The sequence below is a fragment of the Amaricoccus tamworthensis genome, from assembly GCF_049800875.1.
Classification (GTDB): domain Bacteria; phylum Pseudomonadota; class Alphaproteobacteria; order Rhodobacterales; family Rhodobacteraceae; genus Amaricoccus; species Amaricoccus tamworthensis.
On the sequence record NZ_JBNAFV010000002.1, the window covers coordinates 274,316 to 296,809 of the forward strand.

19 protein-coding genes and 1 riboswitch are annotated in these 22,494 nt (G+C 60.3%); of the genes, 11 read left to right on the top strand and 8 right to left on the bottom strand.

The window, feature by feature from the left end; genetic code table 11:
- Positions 1-24: 24 nt before the first annotated feature.
- On the bottom strand, positions 25-1,488 hold the full coding sequence (locus ACP15P_RS05680; protein ID WP_481736470.1) for an MORN repeat-containing protein: 1,464 nt from the start codon (positions 1,486-1,488) through the stop codon (positions 25-27).
- A gap of 172 nt (positions 1,489-1,660) precedes the next feature.
- Between ACP15P_RS05680 and ACP15P_RS05685 the strand changes: the two genes are divergently transcribed.
- From ACP15P_RS05685 to ACP15P_RS05710, 6 genes are all read left to right on the top strand, one after another.
- Positions 1,661-3,319, top strand: a complete 1,659-nt coding sequence (locus ACP15P_RS05685) for an NAD+ synthase (RefSeq protein WP_424927539.1) — start codon at positions 1,661-1,663, stop codon at positions 3,317-3,319.
- 158 nt (positions 3,320-3,477) lie between these two features.
- Positions 3,478-4,458: a sensor domain-containing diguanylate cyclase gene (locus ACP15P_RS05690; RefSeq protein WP_424927540.1), complete on the top strand. Its 981-nt coding sequence runs from the start codon at positions 3,478-3,480 to the stop codon at positions 4,456-4,458.
- A gap of 76 nt (positions 4,459-4,534) precedes the next feature.
- Positions 4,535-5,845: a glutamate--tRNA ligase gene (gltX, locus tag ACP15P_RS05695; RefSeq protein ID WP_424927541.1), complete on the top strand. Its 1,311-nt coding sequence runs from the start codon at positions 4,535-4,537 to the stop codon at positions 5,843-5,845.
- A 92-nt stretch (positions 5,846-5,937) separates the two neighbouring features.
- Positions 5,938-6,432 carry a TRAP transporter small permease subunit gene (locus ACP15P_RS05700; protein WP_424927832.1) on the top strand — a complete coding sequence of 165 codons (495 nt, stop codon included), beginning with the start codon at positions 5,938-5,940 and terminating at the stop codon, positions 6,430-6,432.
- Positions 6,432-7,754 (top strand): TRAP transporter large permease, encoded by a 1,323-nt coding sequence (locus ACP15P_RS05705; protein ID WP_424927542.1) that lies wholly within the window; start codon positions 6,432-6,434, stop codon positions 7,752-7,754. Before ACP15P_RS05700 ends, ACP15P_RS05705 begins: the two co-directional genes overlap by 1 nt.
- Positions 7,755-7,871: 117 nt before the next feature.
- Complete coding sequence (locus tag ACP15P_RS05710; protein WP_424927543.1) at positions 7,872-8,906, top strand: TRAP transporter substrate-binding protein; 1,035 nt, start codon at positions 7,872-7,874, stop codon at positions 8,904-8,906.
- A gap of 262 nt (positions 8,907-9,168) precedes the next feature.
- Here ACP15P_RS05710 and ACP15P_RS05715 read toward each other — a convergent pair whose 3' ends face one another.
- Positions 9,169-10,059 (bottom strand): LysR family transcriptional regulator, encoded by an 891-nt coding sequence (locus ACP15P_RS05715; RefSeq protein WP_424927544.1) that lies wholly within the window; start codon positions 10,057-10,059, stop codon positions 9,169-9,171.
- Positions 10,060-10,241: 182 nt separating this feature from the next.
- On the opposite strand from ACP15P_RS05715, the gene ACP15P_RS05720 reads away from it, so the two are divergent.
- Positions 10,242-13,694, top strand: a complete 3,453-nt coding sequence (locus ACP15P_RS05720) for an indolepyruvate ferredoxin oxidoreductase family protein (RefSeq protein ID WP_424927545.1) — start codon at positions 10,242-10,244, stop codon at positions 13,692-13,694.
- A 20-nt stretch (positions 13,695-13,714) separates the two neighbouring features.
- Here the strand turns inward: ACP15P_RS05720 and ACP15P_RS05725 are convergent, their stop codons facing one another.
- The gene (locus ACP15P_RS05725) at positions 13,715-14,530 is read right to left on the bottom strand and encodes a cyclase family protein (protein WP_424927546.1); all 816 of its coding nucleotides are present in this window, start codon (positions 14,528-14,530) and stop codon (positions 13,715-13,717) included.
- Between the two features lie 189 nt (positions 14,531-14,719).
- Between ACP15P_RS05725 and ACP15P_RS05730 the strand changes: the two genes are divergently transcribed.
- Positions 14,720-15,352, top strand: a complete 633-nt coding sequence (locus ACP15P_RS05730) for a phosphatase PAP2 family protein (RefSeq protein ID WP_424927547.1) — start codon at positions 14,720-14,722, stop codon at positions 15,350-15,352.
- On the top strand, positions 15,349-16,002 hold the full coding sequence (locus tag ACP15P_RS05735) for an outer membrane protein (RefSeq protein WP_424927548.1): 654 nt from the start codon (positions 15,349-15,351) through the stop codon (positions 16,000-16,002). Before ACP15P_RS05730 ends, ACP15P_RS05735 begins: the two co-directional genes overlap by 4 nt.
- A gap of 12 nt (positions 16,003-16,014) precedes the next feature.
- On the opposite strand, the gene ACP15P_RS05740 is transcribed toward ACP15P_RS05735, so the two are convergent.
- The 5 genes from ACP15P_RS05740 to ACP15P_RS05760 are packed head-to-tail and all read right to left on the bottom strand — an operon-like array spanning position 16,015 to position 19,471.
- The gene (locus ACP15P_RS05740; RefSeq protein WP_424927549.1) at positions 16,015-16,689 is read right to left on the bottom strand and encodes an energy-coupling factor ABC transporter ATP-binding protein; all 675 of its coding nucleotides are present in this window, start codon (positions 16,687-16,689) and stop codon (positions 16,015-16,017) included.
- Complete coding sequence (gene cbiQ / locus ACP15P_RS05745) at positions 16,676-17,473, bottom strand: cobalt ECF transporter T component CbiQ (RefSeq protein ID WP_424927550.1); 798 nt, start codon at positions 17,471-17,473, stop codon at positions 16,676-16,678. The genes ACP15P_RS05740 and cbiQ overlap by 14 nt, the downstream gene beginning before the upstream one ends.
- Positions 17,470-18,042 carry a cobalt ABC transporter permease gene (locus tag ACP15P_RS05750; RefSeq protein ID WP_424927551.1) on the bottom strand — a complete coding sequence of 191 codons (573 nt, stop codon included), beginning with the start codon at positions 18,040-18,042 and terminating at the stop codon, positions 17,470-17,472. The genes cbiQ and ACP15P_RS05750 overlap by 4 nt, the downstream gene beginning before the upstream one ends.
- Positions 18,042-18,665 (bottom strand): cobalt transporter CbiM, encoded by a 624-nt coding sequence (gene cbiM, locus ACP15P_RS05755; RefSeq protein WP_424927552.1) that lies wholly within the window; start codon positions 18,663-18,665, stop codon positions 18,042-18,044. The genes ACP15P_RS05750 and cbiM overlap by 1 nt, the downstream gene beginning before the upstream one ends.
- Positions 18,665-19,471 (bottom strand): DUF4198 domain-containing protein, encoded by an 807-nt coding sequence (locus ACP15P_RS05760; RefSeq protein WP_424927553.1) that lies wholly within the window; start codon positions 19,469-19,471, stop codon positions 18,665-18,667. Before ACP15P_RS05760 ends, cbiM begins: the two co-directional genes overlap by 1 nt.
- 145 nt (positions 19,472-19,616) lie before the next feature.
- A riboswitch (cobalamin riboswitch) is annotated at positions 19,617-19,831 on the bottom strand.
- Between the two features lie 280 nt (positions 19,832-20,111).
- On the opposite strand from ACP15P_RS05760, the gene ACP15P_RS05765 reads away from it, so the two are divergent.
- Together ACP15P_RS05765 and ACP15P_RS05770 are read left to right on the top strand one after the other, a co-directional pair.
- Positions 20,112-21,089, top strand: a complete 978-nt coding sequence (locus ACP15P_RS05765; protein WP_424927554.1) for a calcium-binding protein — start codon at positions 20,112-20,114, stop codon at positions 21,087-21,089.
- Positions 21,090-21,386: 297 nt separating this feature from the next.
- Complete coding sequence (locus ACP15P_RS05770) at positions 21,387-22,493, top strand: sirohydrochlorin chelatase (RefSeq protein WP_424927555.1); 1,107 nt, start codon at positions 21,387-21,389, stop codon at positions 22,491-22,493.
- Position 22,494: the final 1 nt, after the last annotated feature.

Below are 22,494 nucleotides of genomic sequence, written 5' to 3' on the forward strand. Positions count from 1 at the left end.
TGCCTGTAGCCGGGTCAGCAACCATCAGTTGCCGGAGGCCGGAGGTTCGGACGGGTTGTCGGGTTCGCCGGAAGTGTCGGGCAGGGTGCTCGTGCCCTCGCCGGAGGGTTGGCCGTCTTCCCAGTCACCCTCGTAAACCTGTCCGTCAGAGAAGACCATGCGCCCGGTGCCCTCGCGCTGGTTGTCAACGAAGTTTCCCTCATAGACATCCCCGTTGGGATATACCGCGCGGCCTGGTCCGTTCATTTTGCCGTCTTCCCACTGGCCCTCAAACCGGTGCCCCTCCGGCATGGTCATGGTTCCCTGACCACTGCGGGCGCCGGCGACAAATCCACCCTCATAGCGGGTGCCGTCGGCGTAGACCGCCGTGCCGGTGCCTTCGCGCAGGCCGTCCACCCAGTCGCCGGTATAGGAGTAGCCGTCCGTGGAGGTCAGCGTTCCCTCGCCGTGGTTGCGACCATCCTTGAACTGACCCTCATAGGTGATCCCGTTGGCATAGACCGCCTTACCGGATCCGAAGATGACACCCTTTTCCCAGGTGCCCTCATATGTCGAGCCGTCGGCATAGGTTATTTTCCCCTGCCCATGCGGACTTCCGTCGAGGAAACCGCCGACATATTCCGATCCATCAGGATAGATCGCCTTGCCTTCGCCCTCGATCCGGCCCTCGACCCAGTGGCCGGTGTATTCAAAACCATCTGCCGCCTTTAGCGTGCCCGCGCCGTGGCGCAGGTCGTTCTCAAAACCGCCCTCATAGACATCGCCATTGGCATCGGTCACGCGGCCGAAGCCCTCGCGTTTGCCCGCAACCAGCGCGCCCTCGTAGGTCAGGCCATCGGGCTGTTCGAGCGTTCCCTCGCCCTGGATCTCGCCGCCGACCCATTCACCCTCATAGCTGGTGCCGTCCGCCGTGGTCAGAATGCCGTCGCCTTCCGGCAGGCCCGCCATGAGAGCGCCCTCATAGACGCTGCCATCGGCATAGGTAATACGCCCACGGCCTTCCTTGCGTCCATCGACCCATTCGCCCTCATAGACATACCCGTCCGGGCGGGTCAGGACGCCTTCGCCATGCTGCTGTCCGTTTCGGAAGCCGCCAACATACTGCACGCCCTCGGCATATTCCGCGACGCCCTCGCCATCGATCTGACCGTTTTTCCAGCCGCCCTCGAAGGTTGAACCGTCCGCGTAGGTCATTTTGCCGATGCCGTGGGGGCGTCCGTCGAGGAATTCGCCCTCATACACCTCGCCATTCGGGAAGGTCGCCTTGCCTTCGCCCTCGATGCGGCCCTCGACCCACTGGCCCTCAAAAACGTAGCCATTGGGCAGAGTGTATTTTCCCTGTCCGTGCTGGCGACCGTCCAGGAACTCGCCCTCATAAACACCGCCGTTTTCGTACTCCTTGGTCAGAACGTCCGTCTGGCTCAGCGCCGCGCCAGCGGTTGCAAGGCTCAACCCCGTCATGGCGCAAAACACTACTACTCTTTTCACGTCATCTCCCCCGCAGGCCAAATCCGACTACATCCGTTGGAAACGAACTTACGAATGTCATGGTCCGGGAACAATGGCTTTGTTAACCGTTTTGTTCCGGGCGAAGCCTTCTCTTGTGTTTTCGGGTGAGGCAACGGTATTCGGGTGCAGGAGCAAAGTGGTGGAGAGGCGTATGGCGGGTAAATTCAGGCTGACGATGGCCCAGTTGAACCCGACCGTGGGGGATTTGGCTGGAAACCGCGCCAAGGCCATGCGGGCCCATGTCCAGGGCAGGGCAAACGGAGCCGATTTCGTCGCTTTGCCGGAAATGTTCCTGGTGGGCTACCAGCCGCAGGACCTGATCCTGAAACCCGCCTTTCTGCGACATGCCTGGGATGAACTGCATCAGCTTGCGGCTGACTGCGCGGACGGGCCACCGCTGGGCATCGGGCTGCCGATCATGGAATATGGCCAGCTTTTCAACGTCTATGCCATTCTCTCCGATGGGGAGGTGATCGGCTATGCCCGCAAGCATCACCTGCCGAACTACAATGTTTTCGATGAGGAACGGCTGTTTGCCCATGGGCCCATTTCCGGGCCGTTCCCCATCGGCCCGCTGCGCATGGGAACGCCCATTTGCGAGGACAGCTGGTACGACGATGTCACCGAAGCAATGGCGGAATCCGGCGCCGAGCTGTTGATGATTCCCAACGGCTCGCCCTATCGTCGCGGCAAGTTCGACGTTCGTGTGAACCACATGGTGTCCCGCGTCATCGAAACGGGACTGCCACTCGTTTATCTGAACATGGTCGGCGCACAGGACGATCAGATTTTCGACGGTGGGTCGTTCATTCTCAATCCGCACGGGAAACTCGTGCGTCAGTTCCCAGTCTTTGACGAGGTCATTGCCGAGGTCGATTTCGAGGAGAAATCCGACGGCTGGCGCGCGATTCCGGGCGATGTTGCCGTCCACGAGCCGGTTGTCGAACAGGACTACCGCGCGATGGTCATGGCGCTCCACGACTACATGGCCAAGTCAGGCTTCAAAAAGGTCGTGCTGGGTCTGTCCGGCGGTGTGGACAGCGCGCTTGTGGCAACAATTGCCGCCGATGCGCTTGGACCGGACAACGTTCACTGTGTCATGCTTCCCTCCGAGTTTACCTCGGACGAAAGCCTGGAGGACGCGGCCGGGGTGGCGAACTCACTTGGCTGCCGTCTCGATACCGTGCCCATTACAAGGGGACGCGAGGCGATCACCGAGACGCTCGCGCCGCTGTTTGAGGGTATGCCCGAAGACCTGACCGAGGAAAATATTCAATCTCGCCTGCGTGGGCTGCTTCTGATGGCGCTGTCGAACAAGTTTGGCTCGATGCTTCTGACCACCGGCAACAAGTCAGAAGTGGCCGTAGGATATGCCACAATTTATGGCGACATGGCGGGCGGTTACAATCCAATCAAGGACCTTTACAAAATGCGGGTTTTTGAGACCTGCCGCTGGCGCAATGCCAATCACCGTCCGTGGATGCGCGGCCCGGTAGGCATGGTGATTCCCCAGCGCGTAATCGACAAACCGCCCTCCGCAGAGCTTCGCGCCGATCAGAAGGACGAGGACAGCCTGCCGCCCTATGAGGTGCTCGATGCCATTCTCGAGCATTTGATGGAGGATGACATGGCAGTATCGGAGATCGTCGAAAAAGGCTTCGAGCGCGAAACGGTCAAGAAGATCGAGAACCTGTTGTACAGCTCTGAATACAAACGGTTCCAGTCGGCTCCTGGGGCGCGTCTGACCCGCAAGGCGTTTTGGCTCGACCGCCGCTATCCCATCGTAAACCGCTGGCGCGATCCCTCCTGAAGCGGGGTGGAATGTGAGCTTTTCGCCCCGTTCTTGTGACAAAGTTTACATTCATTACGCTTTCTATTGCACTGAAATTTGGCGCCTTTTCAGAACCCGTTAGGGAAATGCCCCTATGTCCTGTTTAATTGCAGGTGCGTGATGCGTGGGTTCGAGGAATGAGTGTCAAAATTCCGATGGGGTTGATAGACGCCCTTTCCGCTACCGAGACGCGGGATGAAATTCTCGACGTGGCGGTACGGTGGCTTCCCGAACTCGTTGGCGCCGACCGGGGCAGTATCGCCGTGCTGGAAGACGGGGAACTCAGGATCTGCGGTTTTCTTGGGGAGCCGATTTTTCACTCCGGCATGGTTTTTGACCCGACCGACTCCCGTGTGGGACAGGTGTTCGCGACACGTACTCCCCATCTGGTAAGAGACCAGCGGCTGGAGACCTCGGATGCCGGCCGCAAGCTTGCCGAGGCGGGGTATCGCAGCAGCATCTGTGTTCCTCTTCTGAGCGGTGATTACTGTTTTGGAACCCTGAACCTCAGCCACTCTGAACTTGGATATTTCGGTGATTACGAAATGGCCGCGCTCTGTGCTGTTGGCCGTCTCATGGCGTCACAGATCAGAATTCACGAACAGATGCGCCAGCTCAACGAACTGGCCTATACGGATCCCCTGACCGGCGCGAAGAACCGGCGCGCGTTCATGAATCATGCCACGGATCTGATGCGAAAATTCCATACCGAGGGCATGTCGCTTGCGATGATCCTGTTTGATCTGGACCGCTTCAAGAGCATCAATGACCGTTTTGGGCATTCCGGCGGAGATGAGGTCCTGCGCGGGGTGGTGGATACCTTTAACGACAACATCCGCGAACAGGATATGCTTGCCCGCCTCGGCGGAGAAGAGTTTGCGATTGTTCTCAATGATACCTCCATCATGCAGGCCGAAATGATTGCGGAACGGTTTCGCCAACTGGTCGAAAACCTTCAGCGCCACCATGACGGCTTTGACATCCGCTGTACGACCAGTGTTGGTGTGGCTGCGGTCCGGCCAAACGACCTGACGGCGGAACAGATCCTGAAGCGGGCGGACGCCGCTCTCTATTTCGCGAAAAAAAACGGTCGAAACCGGGTCGAACTGGCCGCCTGAGCCTTCTGTAGGCTCACGGGGTGTCTTGCCGTTTTTGAATGGCCTGCGATAAGCAGGGGCAACCGAAAGGATGCCCATGACCGTTACCCGATTTGCCCCTTCACCCACCGGTTTTCTCCACATTGGAAACCTGCGTACCGCGCTGATGAACCGGCTGATCGCGGCCCAACAGGGGGGGCGGTTTGTGCTGAGGCTGGACGATACCGACCCGGAGCGGTCGATGCCTGAATACGCCGAGGCCATCGAGCAGGATCTTACCTGGCTTGGGCTGACCTGGGACACGATGATCCGTCAGTCCGACCGGCTCGCGCTTTACGATGCCGCGGCGGATCGCCTGCGGGCGTCCGGTCGGCTCTACGAGTGTTTTGAGACTCCGGCTGAACTTGAACTGAAACGCCGCTCACAACTCGCCGCGGGCCAGCCGCCGGTGTACGACCGCGCCGCGCTCCGGCTTACGGACGAGGAGAAAGACGCGCTAAGGGCCGGGCGCCCCGGTCACTGGCGGTTCCGCCTCGATCCTGGCCGGATTGAGTGGAAGGATGGTATCCTCGGTGACGTTTCGATCGACGCGTCCAGTGTGTCCGACCCGGTTCTGATACGGGGTGATGGCCAGTACCTCTACACACTCGCCAGCGTCGTGGACGATCACGACATGGGCATCACCGATATTGTCCGCGGCTCGGATCATGTCACGAATACTGCAACCCAGATCCAGATGTTCCAGGCGCTGGGCGGCGACGTGCCACGCTTCGCCCATCACAGCCTGCTGACCGGGCCCGGCGGCGAGGCTCTCTCCAAACGACTCGGCACGCTTGCCCTGCGTGATTTGCGCGAGGCTGGCGTGGAGCCGATGGCCCTGGTGTCTTTGCTGGCCAGGCTGGGGTCGTCCGATCCGGTGGTGGTTCAGCGCTCTCTGGGCGACGTGGCGGAGGGGTTTCGCATTGATGCGTTCGGCTCCGCTCCGACGAAATTTAATCCGGATGATCTCGCGCCGCTTTCGGCAAGGTTCCTGCACGAAATGGAGCACGACGAGGTTGCCGATGACCTCGCCGCCATCGGCGTGCCGCCGGATCAATCCGCCGCCTTCTGGAAGGCCATTCGCGGCAATATCGAAAAACGCTCCGAAATCCCGGAGTGGTGGGCAATCTGCCAGGGCCGGTTTGAGCCGGATGTGGATGCGGAGGATGCGGATTTCGTGCGGACGGCCATCGCCATGCTGCCGGATCAGCCATGGGACGGCAACACGTGGAAAACCTGGACAGGCGCGGTCAAGACCGAGACGGGCCGTAAGGGCCGGGGCCTGTTTATGCCGCTGCGCAAGGCCCTTACGGGTCGAAGTTCCGGGCCGGACATGTCGGAGTTCCTGCCGCTTCTGACCCGCGGTTAGTCCCACAATGGCGTTGACACGCCAGGCTCGGGGTGCATTCTTCACGGCAGGGTGATTAACCGTGCTGCCGAGAGTTTGATTTGTCTGATCTGATGAGGAAATACGTCCGCGTTGTGGACGCGGTGAACTATCGGATTGGGCGGGTGATCATGTACGGGCTGTTCGTCATGATCGGCATTCTGCTTTGGTCGTCCATCTCAAAGACGTTTTTCCTGCCATCGCTCTGGACGCTCGAAATGGCCCAGTTTGCAATGGTGGCCTACTACATCCTCGGCGGGCCCTACTCGATCCAGATGGGCTCCAACGTGCGGATGGATCTGTTCTACGCCAACTGGTCGGACCGCCGCAAAGCGCAGGTTGATGCGATTACGGTGCTGTTTCTGATCTTCTACCTTGGTGTTCTGCTCTATGGCGCCTGGGACAGTACATCCTACTCCCTGCAGTATGGCGAACGCAGTGCCACCGCATGGCGGCCCTACATCTGGCCCATCAAAATCATCATGTGCCTGGGGATTTTCCTCATGCTGCTCCAGGCAATATCCGAGTTGTTTAAGGATCTTGCCCGTCTGCGCGGGGAAGAACTCTGATGTCCCATGAAATGATCGCCATCTTCATGTTCGCGACCATGATGCTCATGCTCATGACCGGACAGCGCGTTTTTGGGGCCATTGGTTTTGTTGCGGCGATTGCGGCCCTGGCCCTGTGGGGGACGGGCGGGTCGAACATTCCGTTCTCCTCCGCCATGAAGCTGATGAAGTGGTACCCGCTCCTGACGCTGCCGATGTTCATCTTCATGGGATATGTGCTGTCGGAAAGCCGTATTGCGGACGACCTTTACCGCATGTTCCATGTCTGGATGGGGCCGGTGAACGGTGGCCTTGCCATCGGAACCATTGGCCTGATGGTACTGATTTCCGCCATGAACGGCCTGTCAGTGGCCGGGATGGCCATCGGAGCCACAATTGCACTGCCGGAACTGCTCAAACGGGGCTACGACAAGCGGATGGTCACCGGGGTGATCCAGGCGGGCTCGTCCCTGGGGATCCTTGTGCCGCCCTCCGTGGTGCTGGTTCTCTATGCCATGATCGCCCGCCAGCCGGTGGGCCAGCTTTGGCTCGCGGGCGTATTCCCAGGACTCGTCATGGCGGGGATGTTCATTCTCTACATCTACATCCGCTGCAAAATTCAGCCCCAACTTGGGCCCGCGCTTCCGTCCGCCGGGCGTGAGGTGTCCCGCTCCGAGAAGTTTCGCCTGCTGCGGGCCGGTCTGCTGCCCATTGCGATCTTTGCGGCCATGATGGTGCCGTTTGTAAACGGCTGGACATCCCTCGTTGAAAGCTCCGCGATCGGTGCGATGACCGCGTTCCTTGCCGCAGTCCTGAAAGGCCGCATGACGCGCGATGTGTTCGAGAACTCCGTGCGTCAGACATTGGCCATTTCCTGCATGTTCATGTGGATCATTCTGGCGGCCCTCGGCTTTGGCGCGGTGTTTGACGGTCTTGGCGCGGTTCGGGCCATTGACAACCTGTTCACCGAACAGCTGGGCCTCGACCCCTGGACCATCCTTATTCTGATGCAGCTGTCATTCCTGATCATGGGCACGTTCCTGGACGATACGGCCATGCTGGTGATCGTGGCGCCGCTCTATGTGCCGCTGGTAAAGGCTCTGGGCTTCGATCTGGTGTGGTATGGTGTCCTCTACACGATCACGACTCAGATCGCCTACATGACGCCACCGTTCGGATATAACCTGTTCCTGATGCGCGCGATGGCCCCGCCGGAGATCACCATGCGCGACATCTATGGCTCCATTCTGCCGTTTGTTCTGGTGATGGTGATCGCCCTCGCGCTGATCATGGTGTTCCCGGGCATTGCGCTGTGGCTGCCGGGCTATGTCTATGGGTTTTGATGACAGGTCCGCCATCTCGCGGGGCCCGTCCGGATAAAGAAAGTGGGTGACGTCCCGAAAAACGGGAAAAACACCCCAATACGAAAAACAACAAACCGACCAACAAGGAGAATATCAATGACAACAAGACGCAGGTTTATCACCGGAGCCGGAGCAACCGGAGCGGCGGCCCTGGCGGCCCCCGCCGTACATGCCCAGAGCACCATCACTTGGCGGCTGCAGACCTATGCCGGACCGGCCCTGGCCGAGCACGTTATCAAGCCCGCAATCGACAGCTTCAACGCGATTGCCGGCGATCAGATGCAGATCGAGCTTTACTTCGCTGATCAGCTGGTCCCGACCGGCGAACTGTTCCGCGCCATGCAGAACGGCACAATCGACGCGGTACAGTCCGACGACGACTCGATGGCCTCGCCGACCGAAGTGACCGTGTTCGGCGGATACTTCCCCTTCGCGTCCCGCTATTCGCTCGATGTGCCGGTACTGTTCAACCAGTACGGCCTCAATGAAATCTGGGATGAGGAGTATTCCAAGGTTGGCGTGAAACACATCAGCGCCGGTGCCTGGGACCCGTGCCATTTCGCCACAAAAGACCCGATCAACAGCCTGGCCGACCTTCAGGGCAAACGGGTGTTCACCTTCCCGACGGCCGGACGCTTCCTGACCCAGTTCGGTGTGGTTCCCGTAACCCTTCCCTGGGAAGACATCGAGGTTGCGGTTCAGACCGGAGAACTCGACGGAATCGCCTGGTCCGGTATCACCGAAGACTACACGGTTGGCTGGGCTGACGTGACCAACTACTTCCTGACCAACAACATTTCCGGTGCCTGGGCGGGATCGTTCTTCGCGAATATGGACCGCTGGAATGAGCTGCCTGACAATCTCAAGGAACTGCTCCGCGTCTGCATGGACCAGAGCCATTATTACCGCCAGTGGTGGTATTGGGGCGGTGAGGCCAGCCTGCGTGTTCACGGCGAGAAGCTTGAACTCACCACCATTCCAGATGAGGAGTGGGCCACAGTCGAGGCAGCCGCGGTCAAGTTCTGGGATGAGATTGCCGCTGAATCGGAGACCAAGGCGAAGGTTGTTGAGATCTTCAAGAAGTACAACGCCGATATGGTGAAGGCCGGTCGGCCTTACCGCTACGGCTGATTTTTCCCCGAATACGTGCTTCGTCGAATCAATTCGGCGGAGCGCGACTGGCCGGGAACTCAACACTTAAACAAAAAAAAAGGCCGAACTTTCGTTCGGCCCAAGTCCAACAGGGAGGTGAGGTCGGTAGACGACTGTCCGCCAACCTCGAGTTGAGATATAGAGATGTTCGCTGTATTTCGCAAGTGCAATTGCACTATATTTAGTCATAGCCGCTATCACATGAGTGCATAACGGAGAGGCACAAAAATGACCTGTTTGCCTAGGATGCGAGCTGTTTTTTAAAGACCGTTAGTTCCTCAAGGACGAAATCCCGGAACGCCGCGACGCGTTTTGAATGCCGCAGTTCCTCGACGAAGGCGAGATATACTGGAATTTCAGTGCTTTGCAGGTCGGGCAGCACATTGATCAGTTCGGGAAAATCTGCCGTCAGGTAGTCGGGCAGGGCGCCGATGCCGATATGGCTGCGAATGGCCTCAAGTATGCCGAAATAGTTGTTCACGGTCAGAAGCGAGTTCTGACTTGCAAGAAACGGCCGTACAAAATCCGCTCCGGCGCGCACCTGCGGTGAGGACGGGCTTTGCGTGATCAGCAGCTGATCGGCCAAATCCTCCTCGGAGGCGGGCATGCCATGCTTGTTGATATAGGTCTTGGTCGCATAGAGCTTGATCGTCGTGCTCATCAGACGACGCCGGATCAGATCGGCCTGGCTCGGCTCCTTCATGCGGATCGCCACATCGGCCTCACGCATCGGAAGATCGAGAATTCGCTCCTCGAGCATCAGGTCAATTTTCAGGCTTGGGTATTTCTCGAACAGCCGGGGCAGGCGCGGTGCCAGCCACAGCGTTCCGAACCCGATGGTCGTCGTGACGCGCAACTGCCCGAAAACCTCGTTTTCCGAATCCCGGATACGGGCTGCCGTGGCATCGAGACGCTTGGTCATCGTCCGCGTCGCCTCAAACAGCAGCTCGCCCTGTTCCGTCAGCAACAGCCCACGGGCATGACGCCGAAACAGTGTCGTGTTCAGGCTGTCTTCAAGCGCACGGATCTGGCGACTGACCGCGGACTGGCTCAAATGCAGGCTTTCGCCTGCGGCCGTGAGACTGCCCGCATCCGCCACCGCGTGGAATATTCGCAGTTTGTCCCAGTCCATTGAGCCCCGTAAGCTGAAATTTTGCTGATTTTGATAGATGGCGTTTATTCCCATAGCACGGAATTGTGCGCAAATACATTTGCCACGATCGTGTTGAAATTTTATTATCCTTTGTGACATCGTTCCCCGTTCAAGCGCCAAATGAACGGTTTTCAGCCAGATCGGGACCGAATTGTGCCAAAATGAGTGCAGAATTAGAACAACCTCAGCGGGAATCGGGTGCTGCGGAAAAGCGTATAACGCTCGATGACCGGTTCGATCTGGCCAATTCCCAGGTAATTCTCACCGGCACACAGGCTCTCGTCCGCGCACTTTTGATGCAAAAAGCCCGTGATGTGGCGGCCGGACATGATACCGCAGGGTACGCAACCGGCTACCGCGGCTCACCTTTGGGCGGCGTGGATATCCAGATGAATCGGGCCAAAAACCATCTTGAGGCCGCGGATATCGTGTTTCAGGAGGGCCTGAACGAGGATCTCGGAGCCACGGCCCTGTGGGGAACCCAGCAGGTTCAGATGCGCGGCGACGGGCGCGTCGATGGCGTTTTCGGACTTTGGTACGGCAAGGGTCCAGGCGTCGACCGCTGCGGCGACGTCTTTCGGCACGCAAACTTCGCCGGCACGGAAAAACTCGGCGGCGTTTTGGTCTGCATGGGGGACGACCACACCGGCGAAAGCTCCACCACGCTTCACCAGTCCGAATTTGCCCTGGTCGACGTCATGATGCCGATCCTCTCCCCGGCGGGTGTGCAGGAGGTCCTCGATTACAGTCTGCTGGGCTGGGCTCTGTCGCGCTATTCCGGTGCCTGGGTGGGCCTGAAATGCGTGAAGGACACGATTGAGGTTACGGAAGTCGTCAATGGCGACCCGCATCGTCTGAACATCGTCGAGCCCACGGATTTTGAGATGCCCCCCGACGGCGTCAATATTCGCCCCGGATTTGAGGTCGTGGCCCAGGAGGCCCGCCTGCACGACTACAAACGGTTCGCGGCGGAGGCCTTCGCGCGGGCAAACCGCATCGACCGGGAATTCTGGCCACGGGAAGGTGCGAAGATTGGCATCGTATCCTGCGGCAAAAGCTGGCTCGACACCGTTCACGCGCTCGAACTTTTGGGTCTCAATGCCGATGAGGCCAAACGCCTCGGCATTTCCACCTACAAGGTCGGTATGGTCTGGCCGCTCGACATGGAGTCTTTCCGCGAATGGGCTCACGACCTGGAACTGATCATCGTTGTCGAGGAAAAGCGCAAACTCGTTGAGGTCCAGATCAAGGAGGCGATCTTCAACGACCGCCGCGGCCGTCGCGTCATCGGCTGGAAGAACGAGCAGAACGAGACGGTGTTCTCGGTCAAATCCGCGCTCGACCCGGTCCTGATTGCCCGCAAACTCGGCGAGCTTCTGGCGCATGAGGGCATTGAGACCGAAACGCTCACCCAACGCCGCCGCCTGCTTGAGGATGCCGTCCAGGCCGACAATGCCGATGAGGCCGCCGTGCGCCAGCCCTGGTTCTGCTCCGGGTGCCCCCACAACACCTCCACCCGCGTTCCCGAAGGCTCCCGCGCCTATGCCGGTATCGGCTGTCACACCATGGCGCTCTGGATGGACCGCGACACGGATGGCGTCACGCAGATGGGGGGCGAGGGCGCGAACTGGATCGGCGAGGCCCCGTTCTCCAAACGCAAACACGTTTTCCAGAACCTTGGCGACGGTACCTACAACCATTCCGGAACGCTTGCGATCCGCGCGGCGCTCGCGGCGAAGGTCAACATAACCTACAAGATCCTGTTCAACGACGCCGTTGCCATGACCGGCGGTCAGCCCAATGAGGGCGGCCTGACCCCGCACCGTATCGTCAACGAACTTCTTGCGATGGGCGTCGAAAACGTGGCCGTGGTGTACGACCCGAAGGAGGATGTCGATCCGAATTCCTTCCCGTCCTCCGTCAGCGTGTCCACCCGCGACCAGCTCGATCAGGTTCAAAAGGCGATGCAGAAAATCGAGGGCGTTTCGGCCATCGTCTTCATCCAGACCTGCGCCGCCGAAAAACGCCGTCGCCGCAAGAAAGGGACATTCCCCGACATCGACCGGCGGGTCTTTATCCACCCGGATGTCTGCGAGGGCTGCGGAGACTGCGGCGTGCAGTCAAACTGCGTCGCGGTCCTGCCGCTGGAGACGGAATTCGGCCGCAAACGTCAGATCGACCAGTCCGCCTGCAACAAGGATTTTTCCTGCCTGAACGGCTTCTGCCCCAGTTTCGTTACGCTGGAAGGCGCGGTTCCCCGCAAAGTGGAGGCTAAAGAACTCGACCTGCCCGATCTGCCCGAACCCGATCTGCCGCCGATCTCGCACACCTACAATATTGTCATCACGGGGGTGGGCGGCACCGGCGTTGTGACCATCGGCGCGCTGATCGCCATGGCCGCGCACATCGAAAACAAGGGCGTCGGCGTCATGGAAATGGCGGGCCTGGCGCAGAAGGGCGGCGCGGTCCTGATTCATTGTCGCGTAGCGGAAAAACCTGCGGATATTTCCGCCATTCGTATCGCGGTGGGCGAGGCGGATGCCCTGATCGGAGGCGACCTTGTGGTTTCGGCCGGGGCCAAAACGCTGGGCCTGATGACCCGCGACCGCACACGCTGCCTCGTCAATCTCCATGAGATCATGACCGGCGCCTTTACCCGCGACCGGGAGTTCCGCATTCCGACGGACCGGTTGCTGCTCAGCCTTCGTGCGCGGCTGGGTGAGGATGCCATCCTCGCACTGGACGCAACCCGCATGTCCGAGGTGCTGCTGGGCGATGCCATCTACACCAACATGCTGATTTTTGGCGCGTCCTGGCAGGCCGGGATGATCCCGCTGGGACAGGACGCCATCGAGCAGGCCATTCGCCTCAATGGCGTAAACGTCGAGCGCAACCTGCGCGCGTTCACGCTAGGCCGCTGGGCCGCGGCGTTTCCCAATGACGCCGCGGCTGCCGTGGCGCCGGAGGTTCACGCGCCGACAGGTTTCGGGGACCTCGTTGCGGCCCGCCGCGCACATCTCGTTGACTATCAGGACGAAAACCTCGCCAAACGCTACGAGACCCGTGTCCGCTCCGCCCATGAGGTCGATCCTGCCTTCGGGGAGGCGGTCGCGAAAGGCTATCACTCGCTTCTGGCCTATAAGGACGAATACGAGGTGGCCCGTCTGCACAGCACGGGACTGGAGAAACATCTCACAGGCGCTTTCTCGGAAGTGGGCAGGGTAACCTTCCACATGGCGCCACCGCTGCTGTCGAAAACCGGCCCGGATGGTCGTCCCCTCAAACGCGAATTTGGCCCGGGCCTGATGCGCGTTTTGCGCCTGCTTGCGCGGTTGAAAGGCCTGCGCGGGACCCGGTTTGATCCCTTCGGTTACACCGATGAAAGACGCATGGAACGCGCCTTGATCACGCAATACGAAGGCGACATTGACGAGCTGCAAAGGGGCCTCACGCCGGACAATGCCCCACTTGCCGCTGAGATTGCGCTGCTCCCGCTGGAAATCAGGGGCTTCGGGCCGGTGAAGGCCGCGGCGGCCGAAACCGTGGCAAAACGCCGCGAAACCCTGCTCGCCCAATTCCGCAGCCCGGCACCAGACACACGGTCGGTCGCCTGAACTGCGGAAAGGCCTAAGCGCTAGACGAGGGCAAGGATCCGCGCCGGTCCACCGGTGCCGCCCTGGTGTTTCGGGGCACCGACAATCAGGGTCGCGCCCGTTGCCGGAAGCCTGTCGAGATTTGCCACACATTCCACCCCAAACCGTCCGCTGGGCAGCCAGGCGTAGTGAAAGGCGAAATCCGCGGACGGCCCGTGATCGAGCGACAGCGTGTCCACAGCGACCGAGGCCGCTCCCGCATTTGCCAGCATCTCAGCGCATTCGACGTGGAAGCCTGGGAAATGCATCGCCTCTCCATCAAAGCCCCGGAACGTGTCCGAATTAGCCTTCGAGCTCCAGCCTGAATGCATGGCGACACAGGCATTGGCCGGGATCTCCCCATTCGCGGCGATCCATGCGGAAATGTCATCCGGCGTGACCTGCGCATCCGGGTTTTCGGCCGCGCGGACGGCAATGTCGATAACGCAGAGCGGCGCGACAAGGTTGGACACCGGTATCTCATCCACGGAAGCACCATCCTCGGAAAAATGCAGCGGCGCATCGATATGCGTGCCCGTGTGCTCATCAACGCGCAGATCGAACAGGTTGTAGAAATGCTCCGCGTAGTTGAATTTCTGCTCCATGAAGAACTGCTGTTCGCCCGAGAAGGTCGGGAATTCCGGCGTCAGGGTATGTGTCAGGTCCTCAACCGCGTCGTGGCCCTGCGCCAATGCCGCCGGAGCCGCGGCCACGCTGCCAAGCGCCGCTGCGGTGCCCGCCATCGCCGCACCTTTGAACAATCCCCGCCGGGACAGCATTCTGTCCTTCACCGAATTCATCACGCACATGTCGCACATTTTTTCTGTTCCCCGTTCCTGTTGGCTGTTTGAACCGGAACCGTAGCACATTCGTGCCGTTCGGAATAAGTCCGCGCGGTTTTCGTTACGCAAATGACATTCCATGGTCACGGAGCCGTTACCCGTTCCCTCCAGGCTTTGGTACGCGCCGGTTCGCCGCATCCGGTCCCGTGTCTGTCCGGAAGTTCAATGTCTTCAGATCCTAACTCTCTGCTCCGTACAATCTCAGGCGCGATGAACCGTTCCACGCTGGCCCTGGCCCTTTGTCTGCTTACGGCGGTGTATCTGACATTGTGCGTCGGCTCGGCCCGTGACCGTATCGGCGACCGTGTTCAGATCGCGTTACCGGTTGTGGGGCTGGCCTGTTCAACCATGAAAAACGGCGCGCGTGACTATGTTCTGCGCTTTGCGGGAGCCATGACAGTCGTGCATGGTCTGAAAAACGGACTTGGCGAGACACCGCTGAACATGCGCCCCGGCGGATCCGACCGCGGTTTCCCGTCCGGGCACACCGCTGCCTCAGCCTATGGCGCGAGCTATCTTGCCCGCGAGTGTGGTTCCTTCGTGCCATGGGTCGGGCCGGTCGTCGTGCTGTCCGCCGGTTTCGTCGCGGGCAGCCGGGTTGAATCCGGTCACCATGATCTCGTTCAGGTTATGGCCGGTGCGCTCGTCGGGGTTGCATTTGACCGTGCCGCCCGAAACCAACGGGCCAAACGCCGTCGCCGCCTCTCCGGCCTGCGCTGGCGTCGTCGCGTCGCCGGCATTCCGGTTCTGCTCCGGTCGCATGGCGTGCTGCCCTTTCCGGAAACCCGCCCGACATGATTTCCCGTGCCTGCGCAATCCTGCTGACCCTGTTGCCCGCCACCGGTTGGGCGCAACACGAACTGAGTGTTTATGGCGGCATTCAGGGCGCCTTAAGTTCGGACATGGACGGCAGGGACGTCAACGGGCAACCGCTGTCCTTCGATGTGGACTGGGAGGGAAGATCCCTCGACATGCCGCCCTATTACGGCCTGCGTTACACCTGGTGGCGCAGACCGCAATGGGGGCTGACGCTCGATTTTACCCATGTGAAGCTCTACGCGGACGATGCGTCGCTCGACCGCTCCGGGTTCGAAACCCTCGAATTCACCGACGGCCTGAACGTCGCCACCATCGGGGCCACAAGGCGTTTCGATCCGGTCTCAGGCGTTGTTCCGCATGCGGGCTTTGGTGTCGGGTTTGTCTACCCCCATGTGGAAACCCGGTCACCTCAGTCCCAGGACCGGACATATGAGTACCAGTTCGGCGGCCTCGCGGCAGCGGCGCGGTTCGGAGTGACTTATCCTCTCAGCGATCACTGGCACCTCTTCGGCGAGTACGAAGCGAATTACGTCAGGCTCGATGTCGACATGAATGGCGGCGGCTCACTGAGGAGCGACATCGTCACCAACGCGCTCAATCTCGGCCTGACCTGGCGCTTCGGCCCCTGATTGCCCAAATGGCTAAACCGCATTGCGGCAGGCCGGTTGCTTCCCGCTCAACACCCCGTTCTTCATTCTCAGAGTGCGCGTAGCGACCCTGCGGCGAAAATGCGGATCATGGCTGACCAGCACCATGGCCTGGGGCAGGGCGAGCAGTATTTCCGTCAGACGCCCGGCGTTTTCCTCATCGAGCGCATTGGTGGGCTCATCAAGCAGCAGCACCTCGGGCTCCATCGCCAGCACGGTTGCCAGCGTGACCAGCCGCTTTTCCCCACCCGACAGCCTGTGGGTCACCCGGTCCCGAAGATGCAGCAGGTCGAGCCTTGCCAGCGTCGCCTCGACGGTCCGCATCGCCTCGGTCCGGCTCTGCCCGAGATTCAGGGGACCAAACGCTACATCCTCCGCCACCGTCGGGCAGAAAAGCTGATCGTCCGGATCCTGAAACACCAGTCCCGCGCGCCGGCGCACATCATTGAAATCCGCGTCCACGGCCCGGCGCTCCCCGAAGGCTGTCACGCTTCCCGACTGGGGCATCAGGAGCCCCACCATAATCTTCAGCAGTGTCGACTTGCCCGAGCCGTTATGCCCGGTGATGAAAACCCGCTCGCCAGCCTCCAGAGTGAAATCCACACCATCGAGCGCCGGCGGGCGTCCCGCATATCCAAACCGTATTCCGCGCAGTTCAAACAGCGCCATGGAGAATATCCGCCACTATCAGCGCGCAGAGAACCGCCCCAAAACCAACACCAAACACCACATCGGCACGCGTCCATGAAACCGTGTTGAGCACCGGGAAACGCCCGGTGAACCCCCTGCATTTCATCGCACCCAGAATGCGTTCCGAACGCTCAACCGCCCGCACCAGCATCATGCCAATCAGGTAGCCGAAACTCCGCCAGGTATGCAGCCCGTTTTTCCGCGCCTGAAACCCGCGCGCCAGCATCGCCTGCCGAAGGCGCTGATACTCCTCGCGCAGCACCTCGATATATCGTACCGTAAACATCATCAGATGCACCAGCCTCTCCGGCACCCTTAACCGGAACAGCGCATGTCCCACCGTCACCGGTTCGAGACTTCCCACCAGCGACATCAGTGCCAGAATGGCAGCGTTCGCCGTCAGACCGATTTCCACCGCCCGGTGAAATCCCTGCCAGCTTGCCTCAAAGCCCAGTACGGTAAACATTGTATCGCCCGGCATGGTGAACGGCATAAATACAAGAACAAAAATGATGAACCCGTCCATTGCGATCATCCGCCGCAGGGTCGTACGCATCGGCACCCGCGCCGAAAGCATCAGCAGCACCGCAACACCAAGGGCCGCCGCCAGCACCGGGATATGCCGACACCCGACGACCACAACCGCAAACAGAACCGCAGCAATCACCCGTGTGCGTGGATCAAGCATGTTAAGGTTGGGCAGCCGGCGGACCCGCGGCAGAACGTCTTCTTCAGTCGCCGTGATGGACAGTATCGGATTCATGTTTTCTCCTCCTGCCGTCCCTGGCGCCTGGCCATGACGTAAAAGCCCACTCCGAACAGGCCAAAGATATAGCCGATGCCACCGAGAATGTTTTGAAAGTCGTTCTTTTCCCTGTAGGCCGCGATCTCCTGCCGCAATGGCCGCAATTCGTCGCGGATCATTTTCGCGATCTCATCCTTCATCTCCGGAGGCAGGGTGGTCGTCACTACCGAACCGGTCCGGCCCGCCGTTGGAGCCACGGGCGCTTCCCCGTCATCCGACAGTTCGCTCCCCTCCATCACGGCCTCAGCCACATGTCCCGCGCCCAGGTCGGCGCGAAACACATGGGTCATGTCCCCGACCGGCTCAAAAACAAAAAACCCGTCCTCGTCCGTGACCGTTTGTCCGAGCGGGTTACCGCTGGTATCCAGAACCTGAACAATCTGGTTTGCGGCAACCGCACCGTTGGAGAAGCCAATCTCGCCCTCAATCATGTCACCGGCCATGAACACCGAGGCAATGACCTTGTGCGCGGAGGCTGGTGTCACCTCAACGAGCATCAGCCCAAGCAAGACGGCAACGACCCGCATCACCGTGCTTCCCCCATGACCGGAGCCACATCCAAAAGCTCCGGTTTGACCAGACGCGTCAGGTGAACCGCCGCCGCCGTCAGTCCAGCCTCGATCAGCATCACCGGGATATGGGCAAGGAACACGAACTTTGCTGCCGGATAAAACTCCTCTCCGGACAGCGCCAGCGACGCCGCGACCATTATCGTTGTAATCGCAATGGACAAACCGCCCGCCAGAGCCCCCCACAGCGCGGCAATGCGCGCATCCGATGAGCGTACACCTCTGCGGCAGAGATACCACGCCGCAACCGCGGGCAGGGCAATGTTGACCGTATTGATCCCAAGCACCGTAAGCCCGCCAAAGCCGAAAAACACCGCCTGAAGCAACAGTCCGACAAACAGCGCAGGCACCGCCGCCCAGCCCAGCACGATCCCTGCCAGACCGTTCATGATCAGATGGACCGAGGACGGCCCAATCGGCACATGGATCAGCGAGGCCACAAAGAAACTCGCCGACAGAACGCCAGCCACAGGGATCTTTTCCATGGGCATATGGCGCAGGCCCATGGCGATGCCGCCCACCGCGACGACGGCGCCACCGGCGACGACACTGTTCGCGAGGGCGCCATCCACAATATGCATCAGGGCTGCTCCGCCAGATCCCAGGCACGAACCCAGATCACCGCATCCTGGCTCAGCTCATTGCCTTCATGCTCGGTATCCGGACCCGACCCAAGGGCCGCAAATCCCCAGAAACCGGCCTTCGGAATGCCAAAGCTGAAATACCCGTTCGCATCCGTCAGGGCCACGATACTGCCGCCGGGCAGGGGGGCTGCGGTGGCCGGACGCGGTGCATCGGCGTCCATATCAGGTTCCGCCGCCATGAACTCGACCTCGATCTCCGCCCCGGCGACCGGCTCGCCTCCGGACACCACCTGGCCCGAAAATGTCGACCCGGCGAGCACGTTGTAGGGCTTGTTCAGGGGAAGGATTTCCGTGGCAAGACCCACCGGCGTATCCCAGTCGGTGGGAACAGTGTTCCGGTTCAGAAAGGACTTGGTGAGCTGCTGGATATAGATGTCCTCGCTTTCCTCGTAATAGGGCTGAGGCACCGTCACCAGCACGTAGTCCCCTGAACGTTTCACGGGCACCGACCCGTTCCAGGCTTTCGCGGAATTCGCCTGTCCGGTGAACTCGAATTCGGACAGGCTGTTCATCAGATCGGTTTTCTCGCCGCGGTGAACCGCATAGAACTCCTGCGGTTTTTCCATGTCCATGGCATGGCCGTTTTCAAACGGGTGCCAGAAAATCAGTTTCAGGGGCACATCGCCGGGACGCTCGATCAGGGTGTCCGGAGAATAGATTAACTGGAAATGGGCCGCTACGGGCGTCCCAGCCCCCAAAAGGCTCAAGGTAACCGCGCAGGCGGCGCCGGTTTTATCAAACATCGGTCTACTCCATTGCGTTCCTCCCCGGAACGCGATGCAAGGCATTTGAATGTCGGGAGTAAAATGGTCCGCAAAGGGTCCGGCCCTCTCCGAACCAGACGCTCACCCCGGCATCCGGTGGAAACAGGCCGTTAGGGTCACCCCAAAACAGGCCCATGCACCGGCAGGTCTCCTGACTCGTGGGTCACGGGCTTTGGACCGGCCTTCCCAGGGAAATCCCCAGTGGCGCTGTTGGTCCCGCCTACCACTCACAGTTGCGGGGGCAGTCACGGATTTGGCCCCTCTTGGGTCGTCCTCACCGTGTTCCCTTTTCATCCCGGACGCTTGACCGCCACGGGAACCGAAGCAGGTTATTGATGGCAGTCACGCAATGGTGTTGTCAATGCGGTAATGCCGCCATGCTATGGGCCGCATCGGCGTCATGATTAACGCCGCCAGGTTTTGCATTCGACGCCTTTTAAGTACCTTACGGCGATCTGGGCCGAGCCCCGGCCGCCCCGGTTAACCCTCCCGTTACGCCCAACCCGTTGGCTTAACCTCCCGGAAAGGTTTGTGCCCGCTTTTGGCACATCAAACGCGCGGTGGGCGCACATAGAAAAGCCGGTGGCGAGCTTCCGGCTTCGGATCAAGGGGCAACTACATGACCATCAACACGCAGCACGACGATGAAATCCGGTTTGAGTTTGAGGAAGACACTTACGATCCGGAACAGCGCCGCGAAGCTGTCGCGATGTTTATGGAGGCCGCCGCTGATCACGCGGAAGGTCACGGGGAAGAAGAACTCGAACACGCTGAGGACGACGCTGACAAAGCGGAGGACGACCTCGACGATGCCGAGGACGCCCATGAGGATGCCGCAGACCACGACGCGGACGAAGATGACGACGCGGACGAAGATGACGACGCTGACGATCACGATCATGGCGATGATAAAAAGGACAAAGACGACGATCACGATCATGACGACGATGGGGAAGACGCTGATCATTATGACGAAGACGATCATGAGGATGACAAAAAAGAAGACGACGACGATGCCGATGATGACGAGGATGATGACGACGACGACGGCCTGAACGAGAAGGGCGACCGGGGCGATGATGACATGGATGGCGGCAACGGCGACGATGTCTTCCACGGACGCCGGGGCGACGACAAAATGGACGGGGCCGATGGCGACGACCATATGAGTGGCGGTCGGGGTCACGACAATCTGTCCGGCGACAGAGGGCACGACCACCTCGATGGCGGTGCCGGCCGGGACAAGCTCTTCGGCGGGCGCGGTCACGACAGCCTCGACGGCGGCGAGGGTCGGGACAAGCTCAACGGGGGTAAGGGCTCCGACTACCTCGATGGTGGCGCCGGTAAGGACAAAATGATCGGTGGCAAGGGCGATGACGAACTCTGGGGCGGTGACGGCGCTGACCTGTTCCGCTTCAAGGGCAAGTTTGGCGATGACGTTGTTGCCGACTTTGAGATCGGCGAGGACCGTCTGAAAATTTCCAACGGAAAGAAATGGTCGGCCGAGGAAACCGAGGACGGTGTTCTCATCGAGTTCAAACAAGGCTCCATCGAGTTCCACGGTCTCGATATCGACCAGATCGACGACCTGCTCTAGGAAGCCACCGTTCCAACCGACAGGAACGATAGGGCCCGGCTATGGCTTTCCATGCGCCGGGCCTTTATCTTTCGACGCATCTCAAACGACCAAACGCATCACTTGCCCCGCACCGCCCGCACTGCTAACAGCGAAATGTGACGATGCCGGGAGGCTGAAAGGGAGTTGCCCCGACACCGACCCAATCAGGGGGTGAAGGGCGACATCGTTGATGCGGGAAACCGCCCCCGAAATGCTGCCATGCCGTCAGACAGGGCTGGGCCGTACGCGGCTCCGTGAACCGGGGAGAGATGGGTTATGGGAAAAATCGGTGTGATGCTGTGTGGACATGGCTCGCGGAGTGAGGACGCCGTGCGCGAGTTTTCGGTGCTGGCCGAAAAACTCCCGGCGATGCTGCCGCCCGAATGGCCGGTTGATTATGGCTATCTCGAATTTGCCAACCCCGTAATCCGCAAGGGTCTCGACAACCTGCGTGAGGCCGGCTGCGACCGCATCCTCGCCGTGCCCGGCATGCTCTTCGCCGCCATGCACGCCAAGAACGACATCCCGTCGGTCCTGCGTGAATATGCCACCAAACACGGCATCCAGGTCGACTATGGCCGCGAACTTGGCGTCAACGCCAACATGATCGCCGCCGCCTCCGAGCGTATTCAGGAGGCCGTCGACCGCGCGAATGCCGAACTTGGCGAACTGCCCGTGTCCCAGACCTGTCTCGTGGTGATCGGCCGCGGTGCCTCCGACCCCGACGCCAACTCAAATGTCTCCAAAATCGCCCGCATGCTCTGGGAGGGCATGGGCTTTGGCTGGTGCGAGGTCGGTTATTCCGGTGTGACCTTCCCGCTCGTGGAACCCTGTCTCGAACAGGTTGCCAAACTCGGCTACAAACGGGTCATCGTCTTCCCGTACTTCCTCTTCACCGGCATCCTGATCGACCGCATCTACGGCTTCACCGACATGGTCGCCGAGGCCCATCCGGAAACCCAGTGGGTCAAGGCCGGATACCTCAACGATCATCCGAAAGTGCTCGCGACCTTTGCCGAGCGCGTCATCGAAATCCTTGAGGGCAACACGGCCATGAACTGCGGCCTGTGCAAATACCGCACCCAGGTTCTCGGGTTCGAATCTGAGGTCGGCATGGTCCAGGAAAGCCACCACCATCATGTCGAGGGGCAGGGCGCCCAGGCTCCCGGCTCCAATGTGGCCGACTGCACCAAATGCGATGATTTTTGCACCGGGGCCTGCCGCCTCGACATGGACCACCACCATCATCATCACCATGATCACGACCATCATCACGGTCACGATCATCACCACCATCACGATCACGCGCATCCGCCATACCCTCATGCCGATCATCCCATGGGGCCGGAAAGCGTCCGCAAACACCTCAAGCCGGAGCATTGAC

What these genes read in the sequence shown, in the direction of transcription:
- ACP15P_RS05760 (WP_424927553.1), bottom strand. Translation starts at nt 19,471, where the DNA reads ATGTTTGATAAAACCGGCGCCGCCTGCGCGGTTACCTTGAGCCTTTTG.
- ACP15P_RS05735 (WP_424927548.1), top strand. Translation starts at nt 15,349, where the DNA reads ATGATTTCCCGTGCCTGCGCAATCCTGCTGACCCTGTTGCCCGCCACC.
- ACP15P_RS05740 (WP_424927549.1), bottom strand. Translation starts at nt 16,689, where the DNA reads ATGGCGCTGTTTGAACTGCGCGGAATACGGTTTGGATATGCGGGACGC.
- ACP15P_RS05770 (WP_424927555.1), top strand. Translation starts at nt 21,387, where the DNA reads ATGGGAAAAATCGGTGTGATGCTGTGTGGACATGGCTCGCGGAGTGAG.
- ACP15P_RS05685 (WP_424927539.1), top strand. Translation starts at nt 1,661, where the DNA reads ATGGCGGGTAAATTCAGGCTGACGATGGCCCAGTTGAACCCGACCGTG.
- ACP15P_RS05710 (WP_424927543.1), top strand. Translation starts at nt 7,872, where the DNA reads ATGACAACAAGACGCAGGTTTATCACCGGAGCCGGAGCAACCGGAGCG.
- ACP15P_RS05750 (WP_424927551.1), bottom strand. Translation starts at nt 18,042, where the DNA reads ATGCGGGTCGTTGCCGTCTTGCTTGGGCTGATGCTCGTTGAGGTGACA.
- ACP15P_RS05715 (WP_424927544.1), bottom strand. Translation starts at nt 10,059, where the DNA reads ATGGACTGGGACAAACTGCGAATATTCCACGCGGTGGCGGATGCGGGC.
- ACP15P_RS05720 (WP_424927545.1), top strand. Translation starts at nt 10,242, where the DNA reads ATGAGTGCAGAATTAGAACAACCTCAGCGGGAATCGGGTGCTGCGGAA.
- gltX (WP_424927541.1), top strand. Translation starts at nt 4,535, where the DNA reads ATGACCGTTACCCGATTTGCCCCTTCACCCACCGGTTTTCTCCACATT.
- cbiQ (WP_424927550.1), bottom strand. Translation starts at nt 17,473, where the DNA reads ATGAATCCGATACTGTCCATCACGGCGACTGAAGAAGACGTTCTGCCG.
- ACP15P_RS05705 (WP_424927542.1), top strand. Translation starts at nt 6,432, where the DNA reads ATGTCCCATGAAATGATCGCCATCTTCATGTTCGCGACCATGATGCTC.
- cbiM (WP_424927552.1), bottom strand. Translation starts at nt 18,665, where the DNA reads ATGCATATTGTGGATGGCGCCCTCGCGAACAGTGTCGTCGCCGGTGGC.
- ACP15P_RS05690 (WP_424927540.1), top strand. Translation starts at nt 3,478, where the DNA reads ATGAGTGTCAAAATTCCGATGGGGTTGATAGACGCCCTTTCCGCTACC.
- ACP15P_RS05765 (WP_424927554.1), top strand. Translation starts at nt 20,112, where the DNA reads ATGACCATCAACACGCAGCACGACGATGAAATCCGGTTTGAGTTTGAG.
- ACP15P_RS05700 (WP_424927832.1), top strand. Translation starts at nt 5,938, where the DNA reads ATGAGGAAATACGTCCGCGTTGTGGACGCGGTGAACTATCGGATTGGG.
- ACP15P_RS05730 (WP_424927547.1), top strand. Translation starts at nt 14,720, where the DNA reads ATGTCTTCAGATCCTAACTCTCTGCTCCGTACAATCTCAGGCGCGATG.
- ACP15P_RS05725 (WP_424927546.1), bottom strand. Translation starts at nt 14,530, where the DNA reads ATGTGCGACATGTGCGTGATGAATTCGGTGAAGGACAGAATGCTGTCC.